This window comes from Delftia tsuruhatensis NBRC 16741, assembly GCF_001571325.1.
In the GTDB taxonomy this organism is placed as follows: domain Bacteria; phylum Pseudomonadota; class Gammaproteobacteria; order Burkholderiales; family Burkholderiaceae_C; genus Comamonas; species Comamonas tsuruhatensis.
This window is the reverse complement of sequence record NZ_BCTO01000013.1, coordinates 11,448-26,995: the sequence shown is the minus strand read 5'-3', so window position 1 is coordinate 26,995 and position 15,548 is coordinate 11,448. Positions and strand designations below refer to the sequence as shown.

13 protein-coding genes are annotated in these 15,548 nt (G+C 59.3%); 9 read left to right on the top strand and 4 right to left on the bottom strand.

What is annotated here, in order from left to right:
- Positions 1-95: 95 nt before the first annotated feature.
- The 8 genes from DTS01S_RS05445 to DTS01S_RS05420 all read left to right on the top strand — a co-directional run bounded on the left by DTS01S_RS05445 (position 96) and on the right by DTS01S_RS05420 (position 10,132).
- Positions 96-683, top strand: coding sequence for a GspH/FimT family pseudopilin (locus tag DTS01S_RS05445; RefSeq protein WP_052013875.1), 588 nt, complete (start codon positions 96-98; stop codon positions 681-683).
- On the top strand, positions 677-1,438 hold the full coding sequence (gene pilV / locus DTS01S_RS05440) for a type IV pilus modification protein PilV (RefSeq protein ID WP_052013874.1): 762 nt from the start codon (positions 677-679) through the stop codon (positions 1,436-1,438). The genes DTS01S_RS05445 and pilV overlap by 7 nt, the downstream gene beginning before the upstream one ends.
- 23 nt (positions 1,439-1,461) lie before the next feature.
- A complete protein-coding gene (locus tag DTS01S_RS29430) occupies positions 1,462-2,358 on the top strand; it encodes a PilW family protein (RefSeq protein WP_046239130.1) in 897 nt (298 codons plus the stop codon).
- Complete coding sequence (locus tag DTS01S_RS05435; RefSeq protein WP_046239131.1) at positions 2,355-3,122, top strand: pilus assembly PilX family protein; 768 nt, start codon at positions 2,355-2,357, stop codon at positions 3,120-3,122. Before DTS01S_RS29430 ends, DTS01S_RS05435 begins: the two co-directional genes overlap by 4 nt.
- 14 nt (positions 3,123-3,136) lie before the next feature.
- Positions 3,137-6,637, top strand: a complete 3,501-nt coding sequence (locus tag DTS01S_RS29425; RefSeq protein WP_082774883.1) for a pilus assembly protein — start codon at positions 3,137-3,139, stop codon at positions 6,635-6,637.
- Positions 6,638-6,657: 20 nt separating this feature from the next.
- A complete protein-coding gene (locus DTS01S_RS05430; protein ID WP_026062046.1) occupies positions 6,658-7,071 on the top strand; it encodes a type IV pilin protein in 414 nt (137 codons plus the stop codon).
- Between the two features lie 86 nt (positions 7,072-7,157).
- Positions 7,158-8,246 carry a bifunctional diaminohydroxyphosphoribosylaminopyrimidine deaminase/5-amino-6-(5-phosphoribosylamino)uracil reductase RibD gene (gene ribD / locus DTS01S_RS05425; protein WP_235434591.1) on the top strand — a complete coding sequence of 363 codons (1,089 nt, stop codon included), beginning with the start codon at positions 7,158-7,160 and terminating at the stop codon, positions 8,244-8,246.
- Positions 8,247-8,329: 83 nt separating this feature from the next.
- Positions 8,330-10,132, top strand: coding sequence for a phospholipase D family protein (locus DTS01S_RS05420; RefSeq protein WP_026062044.1), 1,803 nt, complete (start codon positions 8,330-8,332; stop codon positions 10,130-10,132).
- A 13-nt stretch (positions 10,133-10,145) separates the two neighbouring features.
- Here the strand turns inward: DTS01S_RS05420 and DTS01S_RS05415 are convergent, their stop codons facing one another.
- Positions 10,146-11,123, bottom strand: coding sequence for a tRNA dihydrouridine synthase (locus DTS01S_RS05415; RefSeq protein ID WP_016447731.1), 978 nt, complete (start codon positions 11,121-11,123; stop codon positions 10,146-10,148).
- Between the two features lie 227 nt (positions 11,124-11,350).
- Between DTS01S_RS05415 and DTS01S_RS05410 the strand changes: the two genes are divergently transcribed.
- On the top strand, positions 11,351-11,896 hold the full coding sequence (locus DTS01S_RS05410) for a hypothetical protein (RefSeq protein ID WP_017404085.1): 546 nt from the start codon (positions 11,351-11,353) through the stop codon (positions 11,894-11,896).
- A gap of 27 nt (positions 11,897-11,923) precedes the next feature.
- On the opposite strand, the gene DTS01S_RS05405 is transcribed toward DTS01S_RS05410, so the two are convergent.
- From DTS01S_RS05405 to DTS01S_RS05395, 3 genes are all read right to left on the bottom strand, one after another.
- The gene (locus tag DTS01S_RS05405; protein ID WP_017404084.1) at positions 11,924-13,135 is read right to left on the bottom strand and encodes a N5-glutamine methyltransferase family protein; all 1,212 of its coding nucleotides are present in this window, start codon (positions 13,133-13,135) and stop codon (positions 11,924-11,926) included.
- A 50-nt stretch (positions 13,136-13,185) separates the two neighbouring features.
- Entirely contained in the window at positions 13,186-13,707 is a 522-nt protein-coding gene (locus tag DTS01S_RS05400) for a GNAT family N-acetyltransferase (protein ID WP_026062042.1), read from the bottom strand.
- A 256-nt stretch (positions 13,708-13,963) separates the two neighbouring features.
- Positions 13,964-15,400, bottom strand: a complete 1,437-nt coding sequence (locus tag DTS01S_RS05395; protein ID WP_016447735.1) for an aldehyde dehydrogenase family protein — start codon at positions 15,398-15,400, stop codon at positions 13,964-13,966.
- Between the last annotated feature and the right edge of the window lie 148 nt (positions 15,401-15,548).

Here is a 15,548-nt window from a genome sequence, read left to right as displayed (position 1 = left end):
AGCGGAGGTTTACAAAGCGCACCACTCATCCCGCTGCCTGAGCCATCCATCCGGAATGAACTCCCAACGCGCATCCAGAAATCTAGGATGCGCCAATGTACGCTGCCCCTCCCACATCCAGCCTGTCCAGCCAACAACTAAGGCTGGCCACACGTGGCTTCACCACAATCGAACTGATGGTTGTGATCGCCATCATCACCATACTGGCTGCGTTGGCAGCACCCAGCTTTCGGCCACTCATCGAACGATGGCGTGTACGCGCAGCGACCGAAGACCTTCAGTCCATCCTCTATTACGCACGCTCAGAAGCCATCAAGCGCGGTGGAAAGATCGTCCTCAAAAAGATCGCCAGTGGCAATGGCTGCACCGCGGCCGACGCCAATACACAGTGGGGTTGCGGCTGGACTGTCTTTATCGATGCCAACAACAACGCCACCCAGGACGCCGGTGAACTGACGCTTCAGACATCTTCTGCCCCTACCAAGCTGGAAATCAATCTCGCAAGCAGCAACGGATATATCACGGTGGACCGTTGGGGCCAGCTTGCCAGCGCCGGAAGCAGCAGTTTCAATTTCCGCCTCTTCCCCCAAGGCTCAAATGCCACCAACTCGGCCGCTGCAACGCTTTGCGTGGCAGCAGGAGGAATGATCCGCCGATTGAACACGGGGGATGGCACATGCTGAATCCCAAAAAATCCTTCTTTCAATCCCGCGTTGCCAAAATCAGGCTACCTCCTTTGCTTTCCATGAATATCCATCATGGCTTGCAGATCTGCGATGCAGCACCAGTACCAAGAACCACCATGAAAACAATACGTGCGGCCAATATTCAATCCGGCATCAGCCTGATCGAATCTCTTGTTGCCATTGTCGTGATGTCGTTGGGAATTCTTGGGATTCTCGGCTTGCAACTGCGAAATCTCGCAGATACCCAAACCAGCCTCAACCGCGCCCAAGCCATTCGACTGATAGAGGATTTGAGCGAGAAAATTCAAGCCAACCCTAATGGACTTGGAAATCTTGAGGCTTACCAAAGTGATTGGAAAGATTCCCCCACCGGCAGCTGCAAACCAGAAGGGTGCACCCCCTCTGAAATGGGCGCCTATGATATTGCCCAGTGGAAAGACACAGTAAAATCAACCTTACCAAAAGGAGATGCTGCCATTTTCGTCAGTGCAGTGGATAGTGCTACAGAAAACCGGCGTCAACTAGGAGTCATGATTGGCTGGAAAGCCAATGAGAAAGAGCACAAGGCGTCAGACGGGAGTAATGATGACAAATACACGGAGCCATTCACTCCAGCAGATACAGGATCTGCCAAAGTCAGCTGTCCCACCGGCCTGATATGCCACATTCAATATATACAACCCAATCAGCGCTGCACACCATTTCTTCTGGGGAAAGCAAGCGGCACAACACCACTATATTGCCCTGGATAAAATTCACTCTCCGAGAGACAGCGATGACCAAAATTATAAATCATTCGGCAATTAAACCCTCGAAAATTCAGGAAGGGGCAACCCTTCTCGAATTGATGATAGGGATCACCATCGGCCTTTTGACAGTCGCGGTAGGCATAGGTGCACTGATGATATCTCGCGGTGTTTCCGGAACCGTCAGTGATGCCAGCAACCTGCAACAACAAGCCGCTTACGCATTTCGGGTCATGGGCCAGCAAATACGCCAAGCGGGCACCATTCAACTGGAGTTGAACTTCGATTCTTTTGGTTCTTCAGAAGCACTCCGACCCATGACGCCGGTTGCATTTGATCCACCGGATCCGGCAGGAAAGCGCCCAATGTTCGATAGGCGCACAAGCATGCTGGCCGGCATAGATAGTCCAAGCAGCAGCGAATACACCCTAAGCATCGGATATCAAAACTATGAAGAGATACTAACCCCGACTCCACCTGCCACAGCCAATGCAGCAGGCAATCAACTGCGCGACTGCTTGGGTGAAAATAGTGGATCTGCAACTGCATACATCATAGAAAGCAAGTTCAGGCTATCAAGCAATGACGAACTGATTTGTACGGGGGTCAGCGGCACACCCAAACCGATCATACGCAACGTCAAGGACATGAAAATCAAGTATTTGACACAGGATCCGGATAGCACAAAAACAGGTTTACCTAAAACCAACTATGCCAGTGCAAGCACAGCATCCTCTTCGCCAAATGGATGGCGTGATGTGTATGCTATCGAAGTTTGCCTGGAACTGGAGGGATCCGAATCAATAGATACAGCGGGAGCCACATATAAAAAATGCGATGGCTCATCTGTAAAGCGTGGCAACCGCTTGCGCATGGTATTCAGGAATACCTTTCAAATCCGTAGCCAAGGCCAAGCGCTATCATGAAAAATCCAAGCATTTACAAGACAGCACACCATTTGGCTCGTCGACAAAAACAGCGAGGGATATCACTTTACGTGATTATCATTCTGGTTCTACTCTCAATGCTTTTGGCATTATGGGCATCGAGAACGGCGCTGCTCAACGAAATGATTGTAGGCAATGATGCAGACTATCGCCGCGCCTTCGAAGCCGCGCAGGCTATGCTGCAAGATGCCGAAATGGATATACGTGGAGTCAACACCAACGGAAGTTACTGCACGCCGGATGCAGATAAAGGCGATGTGTGTCGAAGATTGACTACCATCTATTTCGACATTGAGACAAAGGATCTACCCAATCTCATCAACACGTTGGGCACTCACGACTCTAAGTGCTACAAAGGAATTTGTCAGAAATTTGCAGACCCACAGGATTTTTGGCACGACCCCACGCGCCTTGCAGAAATGACCGCAGAAAACGTAGGTGCACGATACGGACAGTTCACCGGAGCGAAAACTGGAACCGGTGGAAACCCCATACTCAACGTAACTGCCACACCAAGCGCTCTGAAGGATCGTCGTGGCGCATGGTACTGGGTAGAGGTTCTGCCTTATGTGGATCCCAATATTTCACTTCTCAAAGGCGTTCCACCAGGAGCCAATGTGGAAATTTTTGCACCTTCCCGAAAAAAAAGATGGGTATATCGCATCACGGCACTCGCCCGGGGACTCAAGCCCGGTACTGAGGTGGTCCTCCAATCCACCCTGTCTTTGAGTCTGGCCGAATAAATACGGAGAAAATCATGAAAAAGCCTTCATTTCAGCAACGCACACTGGCCTGCGCCGTACTCTCCGCATTCGCAGGTACACAGGCAATTTCGGCAGAAATACCTTTTGCCCAGTATCCCGCTGGTTCCGCACACAAGATGCCGATTCCCAATGTGGTCTTGTCCGTCGATGACTCGGGCAGCATGGCCTGGAATGATGACGGAGGCTCGGCAAGCAGCAGCAAGCCAGCCCGTATTACGTCGCTAAAAATTGGTCTGAAGAATGTACTGGTCAACACCAGCAAATATGACAATCAGTTTAGGCTGGCATGGCAGTCGATGTGGCGGTGCAACAATATCCCCAGCAACCAGTCAGGTTGCGACGGCAACAATGCCATGGCAAACTTTTCAGGTGCCCACAAGGACAATTTCTCAGCCTGGGTGGACTCCATCAGTGCAAAGGACGGAACTCCTTCTCATACGATGATGTGGAACGCAGGCCAGTATATGAAAACCACGGGCGTCGATAGCCCCTGGAATGCCACTCCCGGCGTTGCTGACACCAAGCCCATCTCTTGCCGCAGGGCGTATCACGTTTTCATGACAGACGGTGGCTGGAATACCTATCTACCATCAACCAACTTCGATTCTTTTGATTTCCAGACCAAGATGGTCAGCTCCCACGCTGAAGCCATAGGCAATTCCGATGGAACTACGAAATCACTCCCCACGCCAGAAGCGCCAAAATACGGCCCCACTTTGACTTACGACATCACAAGTGATCAGACAAAAATATATCGCGACAATTACGGCTCCGGCACAAAAAAACAAAGAGTCAACAAGAAAGACTATTACTTCGCATATCCTACGCTTGCCGATATGGCATTTCACTATTGGTCCACAGACTTGCAGCCCACCATCAAGAATGAGATACCTTTTGAACCCAAAAAATCGACCGACGAAACCTTCAAATCCGGGAACAGCTCCGTAACCATAAAGCCAGAGTGGAATCCTAAGAATGACCCTGCAACCTGGCAGCACTTAGTCACCCACACCATTGGCTACGGAGCACGCGCAAGCAATTGGGATGACACAAACAAAAACCCCATTTTCACCAATGGAATGTACGGAGATGGTTTCACGGATGCAATACTAGGTATCAAGAAGTGGACCGATGCAACCGACGACGATTATGACGGTAACTATACCAGTGGAATACGCAAAGGACAGGCCATCACCGACTATGTGCGTCCAGAAGAGCTATGGCATATGGCGATCAACAGCAGAGGGAAATTCTTTCCTGTGCAAACTGGCGCCGATCTGGAAAAAGCATTTGATGAGATTTTCAGCTCCATTGTTGCCGACAATACAAGCCCACTGACAGGATTCACCAGCGCATCCAACTCCATCAGCCGCAACAACACCGAATCTTTCCAATCGGGGTATGTCGCTGCAGAAGACCTTAATTCCAACAAGAATCGTTGGAGTGGCTTTGTCGCATCCGAGAAAATAATCTCCGTCGTTGATCCACAGAATTCACAAAATATCACCTGGAAGACGACACCCAATCCAGCCTGGGGCCTCAACCCCAATAAGACAGCCCCCAATAATCATATGACAACAGCGGATAAGCTGGATGCTTTATCTGCTACGGACATCACATCCAGGCTTATCCTGTCACACAATGGAAGCACGGGAATATCCTTTGAATGGGGGACCACCACGCAGCTGAGTACCACACAGCAGGCGCTCTTGAACTTGACGCCCAGCGATGGCCGCGGCAAGGACAGAGTCAACTATATCCGCGGGGACCGCAGCAAGGAGGAAAATCAAACTGGAGGAGTATTTCGTCAAAGAAAATCCCGCCAGGCCGATATTGTCAACTCCAGCATCTGGTATGCGGGACCTCCATCACTCACATATAATATTGCCAGCTACACCCGCTATATAGCCACCCACAGCAAACGCATCCCAATGCTTTATGTAGGAGGAAACGACGGCATGCTTCATGGATTCTCGGCCATTGATGGCTCTGAAAAAATAGCATACGTTCCCCAGGGAGTCATTAAAAATCTTCCAGATTTCTCCAACACCGGCTACACACATAGATATTATGTAGATGGCTCACCTTTCACAGGTGACCTCAATCTGGGAACCAAGGATTCCCCGAACTGGGCCACCTATCTGGTAGGAACATTGGGCGCTGGCGGCAAAGGTTATTTTGTGCTCAATACCACAAATCCCGGCACCACAGATGGCGTGATTGCCACCGACTTCAGCAAGGCCAATGCGAGCAGCCTGGTCATCATGGACAAGACAGATGGTTCCGATGCGGATATTGGCCACATCTTTGGTGCCCCTGTCGTTGAAGAGGCAAATCCACAAAGAGCCTTGCAAATAACAAAAACCAATGATGGCCGCTGGGCGGTAATCATGGGTAACGGTTACAACAGCACGAACGAGAGGCCTGTTCTACTCATTCAATATCTGGATGAAAACAGGGAGCTCAAGAAAATTTCGGCAGTACCCGTAACCACACCCAAAAACGCAGAGGCCGATCAAAATGGGCTGTCAACCCCACAGTTTCTCGACATCAACAGCGATGGTGTTCCAGATATTGTATATGCAGGAGATTTGCGCGGTAATCTTTGGAAATTTGATATCTCCAGCAACAATGCCTCCAACTGGAATGTTGCCTTTGACGGAAGACCATTATTCACTGCCACCTATTCCACGGGAGTGACTGGCAGCGCCACAAGCCGCCAGCCCATCACGACACCTCCTGTATTGAGGCCCAACAGACAGGTCGGCGGCCTCATGGTGGCTTTCGGAACAGGACGCAGCCTGACCGAGGGAGATCGTACAGACACAGACTCCAAACAGACTGTTTATTCCATTATTGACAATACACGCTACACGATCAGCAAGGATGCCACAAGCAAAGGCAAAGTTGTTTTGGAAACATCAGATCCGACACCTGCCACAGTTTCACGGACCCAATTGATGAGCCAAGCGATTGAGGGCGCCAAGAAGCCCGGGGAAGGTGCAAGCTCTAACCGGGATTTCTGGGCCGTGAGCAACAACAGCGCCATCTATGACTGCCAAGGCAAATCAAATTGCACCGCAGTCAAAGGGTGGTATTTTGACCTTCCGGAAGCTGGTGAGCGTGTACTCAATGCCATTGAATTCTATGACGGCAGCAACGTTCTGGAAATCATGAGTGAAGTCCCTGCGTCCGGAGGCGCCACGACAGGCACGGAAGAAAGCTGTGAACCAACGCCTAAATCCGCAAAGCCATTTCGCACTTTGTTGACTATCGAACAGGGATCAAAACCTAGAACGCAGATTCTTGACCTGAATGGAGATGGCCTATACAACGGCGAGGACAAATCAGTGAACAGGATGACCTCTGACCCCAAGGAACTTCGATTCAGCAACAAATCTCTTCAGGTCAGAAAAGGCAATAGTGGACGTGAAGATAAGCTTTCAAAAATTCCGGAGTTGATGCTGCGCCCCAATTGGAGGCAATTGAACTGATGCACCTGGAAAATAAAATCATGATGAAAAGATCTTCTGGATTCACGTTGATTGAGTTGATGATCGTAGTCGCTGTGGTCGGCATACTTTCAGCCATCGCCATGCCAAGCTACAACGAATATATTCGGCGTGGGCATCGGGCGGAAGCCCGGGCCGGCCTTTTGCAAGCGGCGCAATGGCTTGAGCGGGCGGCAACTTCCAACGGAACCTATCCGCTCACCGCCAGTTTCCCGGCCTCCTTGAAGACAGTTCCCTCCAATCGCTACGATATTTCACTGAACTCCACGGATGGAAGCACGTTCACCGTGACAGCCACACCCAAGGGAGCCCAAGCCAACGACAAGTGCGGCAACTACACCTTGACGCAAAGCGGCCTGCGTGGAGCCAACGGAGCCACGACAGGCACCATCGTTACCGACTGCTGGGGCAAGTGAGCACCGGGTAGATGCCAATCCGCCAGGCGCTGATCGAGCCCAGGCTTGTTACCATCCCAGGCACCATGACAAACACCGTGCCACACATGCACCAAGCGCTTGGGCTCGCCGCCCAGGCGCTTTTTCTTTCCTCCCCCAATCCGCGCGTAGGCTGCGTACTGGTGGCACCTGATGGCCGGGTCGTTGGCCAGGGGTTCACCCAGCAGGCTGGTGGCCCACATGCCGAAGTGATGGCGCTGCGCGATGCCGCAGCACAGGGCGAGGATGTGCGCGGAGCAACCGCCTATGTGACGCTGGAGCCTTGCTCGCACCAGGGCCGTACAGGTCCCTGCTGCGATGCCCTGATCGCTGCAGGCGTTGCCAAGGTGGTAGGCGCACTCACCGACCCCAATCCCCAGGTAGCTGGCCAAGGTTTTGCGCGGCTGCGTGCTGCAGGTGTACAGGTGGAGGTGGGACCAGGTGCAGCCGAATCGCGCGAACTGAACATCGGCTTCTTCAGCCGCATGCTGCGCGGCATACCGTGGGTGCGCATGAAGGCCGCCAGTTCCCTTGACGGCGCAACCGCATTGCACAACGGTGTCAGCCAATGGATCACCTCGCCCGAGGCACGTGCTGACGGCCATGCCTGGCGTGCGAGAGCCTGCACCCTGCTGACGGGCATAGGCACGGTGCTGGAAGACGATCCGCGTCTGAACGTGCGTGAAGTGCCTACCCAGCGCCAACCGCGCATCGCGGTGGTGGATAGCCGGCTGGACACGCCGCTCACCGCCCAGGTACTGAAGACGCCCGGCGGCTGCCTTATCTACACCAGCAGTCAGGATACTTTGCGGTCCGAAGATTTGCAGGCGGCTGGCGCGACGATCATCCACATGCCCAACGCGCACGGCAAGGTGGACTTGGCCGCCATGCTGCGTGACCTGGCCGCGCGCGGTACGAACGAGCTGCATGTGGAAGCAGGCTTCAAGCTCAATGGCTCGCTGATACGCGAAGGGCTGGTCGATGAACTGCTGCTGTACCTGGCCCCCAAGCTGCTGGGCACGGGTGGCATGGGCATTGCCAGTTTCGGGCCGCTGGACGCGCTGTCCGAGGCCCTTGCGCTGGAGTTGCACGATGTGCAGCGTATAGGGCCGGATCTGCGCGTTGTCGCTCGTGTTGAAGGGCGCGCCAGCTTCTGACGCGGACAGCAGCTTCCTGGACCAGCGGCTGGCGCAGCCGTCCGACACCCGATTGACCGATCCTTGGGCCAAATCTTCGAATCATGTCCGGCGCTCGCAACCTACAGCCTCTTCCATCCGTCAGCCTCTTCCGAGGCCTGCGGACCACGCTTGTCCTGCTGGTGTCCGCCGTGGTCTGCGGCTGCGCCAGCAGCTTGCCCTCTCAGGTCGATCGCCCCGTCACTGCCGCCTTGGAAGCTCCGCAAAGCACGCCATTGGGCTCTTTGGTGCAGCAATTGCGGCCAGCCAGCGTCAGGCCTCAAACCTCTGCCTTCACCCTCCTGTCCGGCGCCCAGGCCGCCTACGGCGCACGGCTGGCCCTGGTCGAGGGAGCGCAGCAGACGCTGGACCTGCAGTACTACGCCATCCATGCCGACGAGAGCACGCAGCGCCTGCTGCGCGGCGTGGTGGAGGCGGCGCGGCGTGGCGTGCGGGTGCGGGTGTTGCTGGACGACTTCCACAGCACGGGTGCGAATGCGCAGGTCATGCGGCTGGCCTTTGTGCCGGGCATAGAGATGCGCATGTTCAACCCGCTGGCGGGCGCACGCAGTTCCGTGCTGGGGCGGGCCTATACGCTGTTGACGGATTTCCAGCGGGCGCAGCAGCGCATGCACAACAAGCTCTTCATTGCCGACAACGCCATGGGCGTGATCGGGGGGCGCAATCTGGGCGATGCGTATTTCGACGCGGACAGCGCCAGCAATTTCGTGGACCTCGACGTGCTGGCTGCGGGGCCGGTGGTCGGCGATCTGTCACGCAGCTTCGACAGCTATTGGAACAACCCGCGCGCCTATCCGGTTCAATCGCTCATCAGTCTCAAGGAGCTCAAGCAGCTGCGCGAGCGCTTTGCCGATGATGGCGATCAGGCGCAGGACGAGGACCCTACGCCTGCCGTTGCCGCCAAAGAGGCAAAGACGGCTGAGCAGGCCGCCGCACACAGCCGCATCATCTGGGACCAGCAGCCCATGGATTTGCGCAAGGCGCCATGGACCTGGGCCTCGGCCGCCGTGCTGGTGGACCAGCCGGCCAAGATCCCGCTGGACAGGGATGACAGCCCGAGCACCAGTGCGGACGCGTCTGCGCCAGCCACACCCGCCCCGCACAGCCCGCAGGCCAAGCCTGCTGGCACGCTGCCCATGGGCCAGCCAACTCCGGCCTTGCGCCAGGCGGCGCGCCCAGTGCTGGAGGCCGATTCGGTAGTGGACGGCCTGCTGGCCCTGGTCCGCAAGACGCGGCGCGATCTGCTGGTGGTCTCGCCCTATTTCGTGCCCGGTCCGGACATGATGGAGGCGTTTCGCGGCGCGCGGCAACGCGGGGTGCGCGTGCGCATCCTGACCAATTCGCTGGCCTCCAATGACGCGCCCCTGGCCCATGCCGGCTATGCGCGCCACCGCAAGGCGCTGCTGGAGATGGGCGTTGAACTCTATGAGATGCGCAGCACGGCGGCCAGTGTCCGCTCTGCGTTTGGCTCGGGCAGCAGTGGCGGTGGAGGTCCTTCAGGCGCCACGGGTGCCTCGCGCGCCATGCTGCACTCCAAGCTGCTGGTGGTGGATGGTCACCTGGTGGCAGTCGGCTCGATGAATCTGGACCTGCGCTCGCAACTGCAGAACACCGAGATCGCCCTGCTCATCGCCAGCCGCGAGTTCGGCCGGCTGGCCACGCAAAGTATTGACGAGGGCCTGCAGGACGGCAGCTGGCGCGTGGAGATCGACAAGGATGGAGGACTGGTCTGGCGGGCCTCGGAAGACAGCGACCGCGCCGACGAGCACAGCGAGCCCGATGCCAGCTGGGGCCTGCGCCTGATGCTCAAGCTCCTGGGCCCGCTGGCGCCGGACCACCTGCTGTAGGCGGACGACAGCGCTACAACCCCGCCCACTCCTGGCGCCGAGCCAGCGCCTGGACCCAGAGGGTGATCTCGCGCTGATCGGTCTGGGTGCGCACCTCCTGATAGGCCTGCTCGGCCTCGGGAAAGCGGCGGCGCAGCAGGTTCAGCCATTGCTTGAGACGGCCTGCGCGCTGGCGCGGCTCCAAGTCCTCGCAGACCATGTCCCAGAAGCGCTGAACCTGGGGCACGAGGTCGCTCCAGCACACCTCGGCGGCCGGGGTCTGCTCACCTTCAACGGCGGCGCGAATGGCCAGCGCCAGGCCCGGGTCGGCAACGATTCCCCGCCCCAGCATCAGGTCGCTGCAACCCGATTGCTCGCGGCAGCGCAGCGCCTCCTGCACCGTCCATATCTCGCCGTTGGCCACCACGGGCACGGTCACGGATTCGCGGATGCGCGGGATCATCTCCCAGTAGGCGGGCGGGCGGTAGCCATCGAGCTTGGTGCGGGCATGAACGACGATTTCGCAGGCACCGCCGGCCTGCATGGCCTGGGCGCATTCGGTCATCAGGGCGGTGTCGTTGAAGCCCAGCCGCATCTTGGCCGACACGGGCATGGCCGCTGGCACGGCGGCACGCACTGCGCCCACCACGCGCGCAATCTGTTCCGGGTCCTGCAGCAGCGCAGCGCCGCCGCCGTGGCGGTTGACGACCTTGGCCGGGCAGCCGAAGTTCAGGTCGATGCCCTCCGGCCCCAGGCGCGCCAGATTGGCCGCGTTGGCCGCCATGCTGTCCGGGTCCGATCCCAGCAACTGGGCCCGCACGGGCACCCCCGCCAGCGTCCGGCTGCCATTGTTCAATTCCGGCATGGTGCGCAGGAATACCTTGTCGGGCAGCAGCGTCCCCGTGACGCGGATGAACTCAGAGACGCAGCGGTCCGCACCGCCCACGCGCGTGAGCACATCGCGCAGCACGAAATCAAGCAAGCCCTCCATGGGCGCCAGCAACAGTCTCATCAGCTGTGTTCCGGGGCCTGCAGCCCCGTCTTCCTGTTACAGATCAAACAATATTCCTGCGGCCCGTATTGGCCGCCTGCCCCTTCGAATCGCCCATCATCAAGGCGGCGGCAGGCGATTGTGCCCTTGCCGCAGCAAGTTGCACCGGACCAGTTGTCATGGCTTTTTCACGCCACGGTCATTCATGTAACGTGCAATCGGGGCTTGTCGACTCCCCCGCCCCAACCATGCTGCTGCAAAAAACCGCCAAGGCCCTTGAAGAGCTGCAGCCAGGCCGGCGCAGCCTGCCGCTGCGCGAGCGCTCGGTGCTGCTGATGGCCGATGGCCGCACCGAGGAGCAGCTGCAGCAGGTGCTGGGTGCCCAGGCCAGGGAGCTGGTACAGCAGCTGATAGACAGCGGCCATCTTCAGCGCCTGGCCGGCAATGCCATCGAAACATCGCCCCAGCCGCAGCCCCCCGCGATGGCGCCAGCCGCTGCCAGGCAACCCGCTTCACCAGGCCCTGCCGCCACGCTGAATCTGGCCGGCACACGCATGTATCTGTTCGACCTGTGCGAGCGCATGTTCGCCAACCGTCATGAGGACAAGGCCCAGGTGCTGCGCCATCTGCTGCGCGAAGCGCGCGACCTGGCGGCTCTGCAGGCCGCCGCCTTACAGCTGCTGCAGACCGTGCAGGAGCATGCCGGCAACGAGCGCGCGGATGCGCTGCGCGAGCGGCTGCAGCATCTGCTGCCCCAGGAGGCAAACGAGTCAATGGCAGCGCAAGGCGCCTGACCGGGATGAAAGCGTGGGTGCCGGCGATCAGCGAGGCGCCAGGCGCCACAGCGAGGTGACTTCGGCAGCGCGTGCGGCGTGCAGCGGATCGGCAGCGTCCGCAGCCTTCCCATGGCGCGGGCGGATGTCCTCTCGGCCCAGGACCTGCAGGCCAGCGGCCTCGATCCACTCCAGCAATTGCTCGCGCGAGCGCAGTTGCAGATGCTCGGCCAGATCCGACAGGATCAGCCAGCCTTCGCCGCCCGGCAGCAGATGCGCTGCAAGGCCTTGCACAAAGCCGCGCAGCATGCGGCTGCCTTCGTCGTAGATGGCCTGCTCCAGCAGGGAGCTGGCCTTGCCCGGCAACCACGGTGGATTGCAGACCACCAGAGCGGCCCGGCCTTCGGGGAACAGGTCTGCCTTGCGCAGGCTCACGCGCTGCGCCAATCCCAGTCGCTGCAGGTTGTCCTGCGCACAGGCCAGGGCCCGGTCGCTCAGGTCGGTGGCCACCACCTGCCGCACGCCACGGTGCAGCAAGAGAGCGGAAAGCACACCCGTGCCCGTGCCGATATCCCAGACTGCGGCATCGGCCTGCTGGGCTGCGGCCGGCAGGGGCGCCTGCGCCACCAGATCCAGGTACTCGCCGCGCACCGGGGAGAACACGCCGTAGTGCGGATGAATGCTGAACTCCGGCATGCCCGGCACAGCCAGGGCCACGCCCTTCTTGCGCCACTCATGCGCGCCCAGCGCGCCCAGCAGTTCACGCAAGGGAACGATGACGCTGCGCGCACCCTGATCGGCGGGAATGTCGCCCCAGGCCTCGCGGCAGGCCTCGCTCCAGTCCGGTGCGCGGCGCAGGGCGCAATGCCAGCTGGCATCGAGCTCGATCATCACGCTGGACAGAATGCGTGCCCGCTGCGCCAGCGCTTGGCGGTGCAGGTGGAAGGCATGGGGAAAGACAGGCTTGGCGTCTTCCTTGCCGGCCCGCCGATGGCGAGCCTTGGCGGACGTCTCACGTGCAGGCTTGTCCAGGCGGCGGCCCAGCGCCGACAGCAATTGCCTGGCATTCTGGAAATCGCCGCGCCACAGCATCGCCTGGCCTTCGCAGGCCAGGCGGTAGGCGCTGTCGGCAGACAGGCTGTCGTCGGCGATGACGATGCGGCGCGGTGCGGTCATGGTGCTGTCCGCGCGCCACAGCGCTGCCTGCGTGGCCTCGTTCTCCTGCCATTGCAGCAGGGACCAGTTCTGGGAAGAGGACAAGGCCTGCTGCTCCGTGAGTGATTTAGGGGGAAAGCGGGTCGGAGACCCGATCAGTTCAGTGCGCGCTTGAGCCGCACTTCCTCGATCTTGAGACCACCCACCTGGGCCGTCTTGGCGGTGGACATTTCGCGCTTGAAGCCGGCGAGCTCGTGAAAGCGCAGCGCGCGTTCATTGCGCAGCGGCACCCACGACGTGACATTGGTGCAGCCTTCTTCAAGCAGGCCGTCGCGTGCGGCGTCCCACAGGGCCACGCCCACACCCTGATTCCAGTGGGTAGGTGCAGCATAGATGGCCCAGATTTCACCGGTGGTCTGGCGCGACTTCTCATCGCGCGAGCGGTCGAAGCCGACGAAGCCGACGATCTTGTCGCCATCGATGGCGACCTGAACCTGGGGCTCGCAAAATTCAATGGCTTCGCGCCAATAGGCCTGGCGTTTTTCTACCGACGACATGCTCTTGAGCTGGTCATCGGGAACCAGACCTCGGTAAGCCTCCATGGCGGAAGCAGTATGGATCTGGGCAATCGCTTTTGCATCGCGGAGAGTGGCTGGACGAACCTGGATACTAGACATGGAAAAACCGAAACGAAAACAGGTGAAAATAGAAGGGCGTGATTTTCACCGGAATCGCGCTTTTTGCGTGCATCGAGCCCCTTAGCCATGCACGCAAGTACGGCTGTGCTCGTTTTCTTGCCCTCGGCTATCGGATGTGCTATGTGCTCTTCAAAAAAGAGCAGCTAGTGCATGCAACACAAGGCTCGCCAAGGAATCAGTTGACAATTCCTCACGATGCAGGCATGCCCGGCAACACGCCCGATCGAGCCCTTGCTCACAGCCAGCGGCGCATCAGTTCCATGATGCGATCGAACTTCGCACCATAGGGCGGATACAGCATGGCGGCCCCTGACCAGCGCGACTGCACGAACACCGCCTTCTGATGGCTCAGCCGCGCAAAGCCCTGCTCCGAATGATAGGCACCCCAACCGCTGTCGCCCACGCCACCGAAGGGCAGGTTCTCGTGCGCGAAGTGCAGCAGGGTGTCATTGACCGTCACCCCGCCGCTGATGGTGCGTGACAGCACCGCATCACGCACCTTCTCGTCGCGGCCGAACCAGTACAGCGCCAGCGGCCTGGGCCCGGCATTGATGGCCGAGACCACGTCGTCCAGCCTGTCGTAGCTGATCACGGGCAGGATGGGGCCGAAGATCTCCTCCTGCATGAGCTGCATCTGGCTGGTGGCATTGAAGACCAGGGCCGGTGCCATCTGGCGCTCCACGGCATCACCCCAGGCCATGTCCGCCCCCTCCTGGCTGGCGCCGCCGTCCTCCATCCATTCGACATGGGCGCCCATGCCCTGGGCCTGGCGCAGCATCTGCCGCAGGCGGGCCAGGTGGCGCTTGGTGAGGATGGCGGCATAGTCCGGGTTGCCGGCAAAGCGCGGGAACAGCCGCTGCGCGGCGGCGCGAAAGGCCTCGGCGAATTCGGCCTCCTGTCCACGCGGCAGCAGCACGTAGTCGGGGGCAATGCAGGTCTGGCCTGCGTTGACGAGCTTGCCATGTGCGATCTTGAGCGCCGCCTCCTTCAGGTCGCAGTCGGTGGAGACGATGCAGGGCGACTTGCCGCCCAGCTCCAGCGTGGTCGGCGTCAGGTGCGCTGCGGCCGCCTGGGCCACGCGCCGGCCCACGGCCGTCGATCCGGTGAACAGCAAATGGTCGAAGTGCAGGCCCGAAAACTGCGTGGCCACGCTCACATCGCCCTCGATCACGGCGAACTCCTCGGGCGCAAAGAACTGCCCCACCAGCGCGGCCAGTTGCGCCGACGTGTGCGGCGTGAGTTCGCTGGGCTTGAGCATGACGCGGTTGCCCGCGGCCAGGGCCGTGATGGCAGGCCCCAGCGCCAGCTGCACCGGATAGTTCCACGGAGAGATCACCCCCACCACGCCCAGCGGCTGGCGCTCTATCCACCCACGGCCCGGCATGAGCATCAGCGGCGTGCGCACCCGCTGGCGCCCCGACCAGCGCGCCAGATGGCGCAGCGTGTGCTTGAGCAGGTTGCGCAGCACGAACAGCTCCACCATCTCGGTCAACCGTGGCGAGCGCATGCCGAAGTCGGCCTGCACTGCGGCAGCCAGCACGGGGCCGTGCTCGTCCAGCAGCTTTTGCATGCGCAGCAGCCTCTCGCGGCGCACCAGCAGCGGCACGTCCACCTGCGCCCGGCTGGCCTGGTACTGAAGTTCGAAGACGCGATGAAGATCCATCTGGGTCATAGGGCTCAATGGTAAGAAGACGCGGCAGACGCTCTCATGCTGCACAGGCCGCCTGCGGGTTGGCTGGATACGGCGGCAAGCAGCCAGAACGGCTCGGAGAAAAAAAAGGGAGCCTTGCACGGGCTCCCGAGGGTTACAGACTATACGG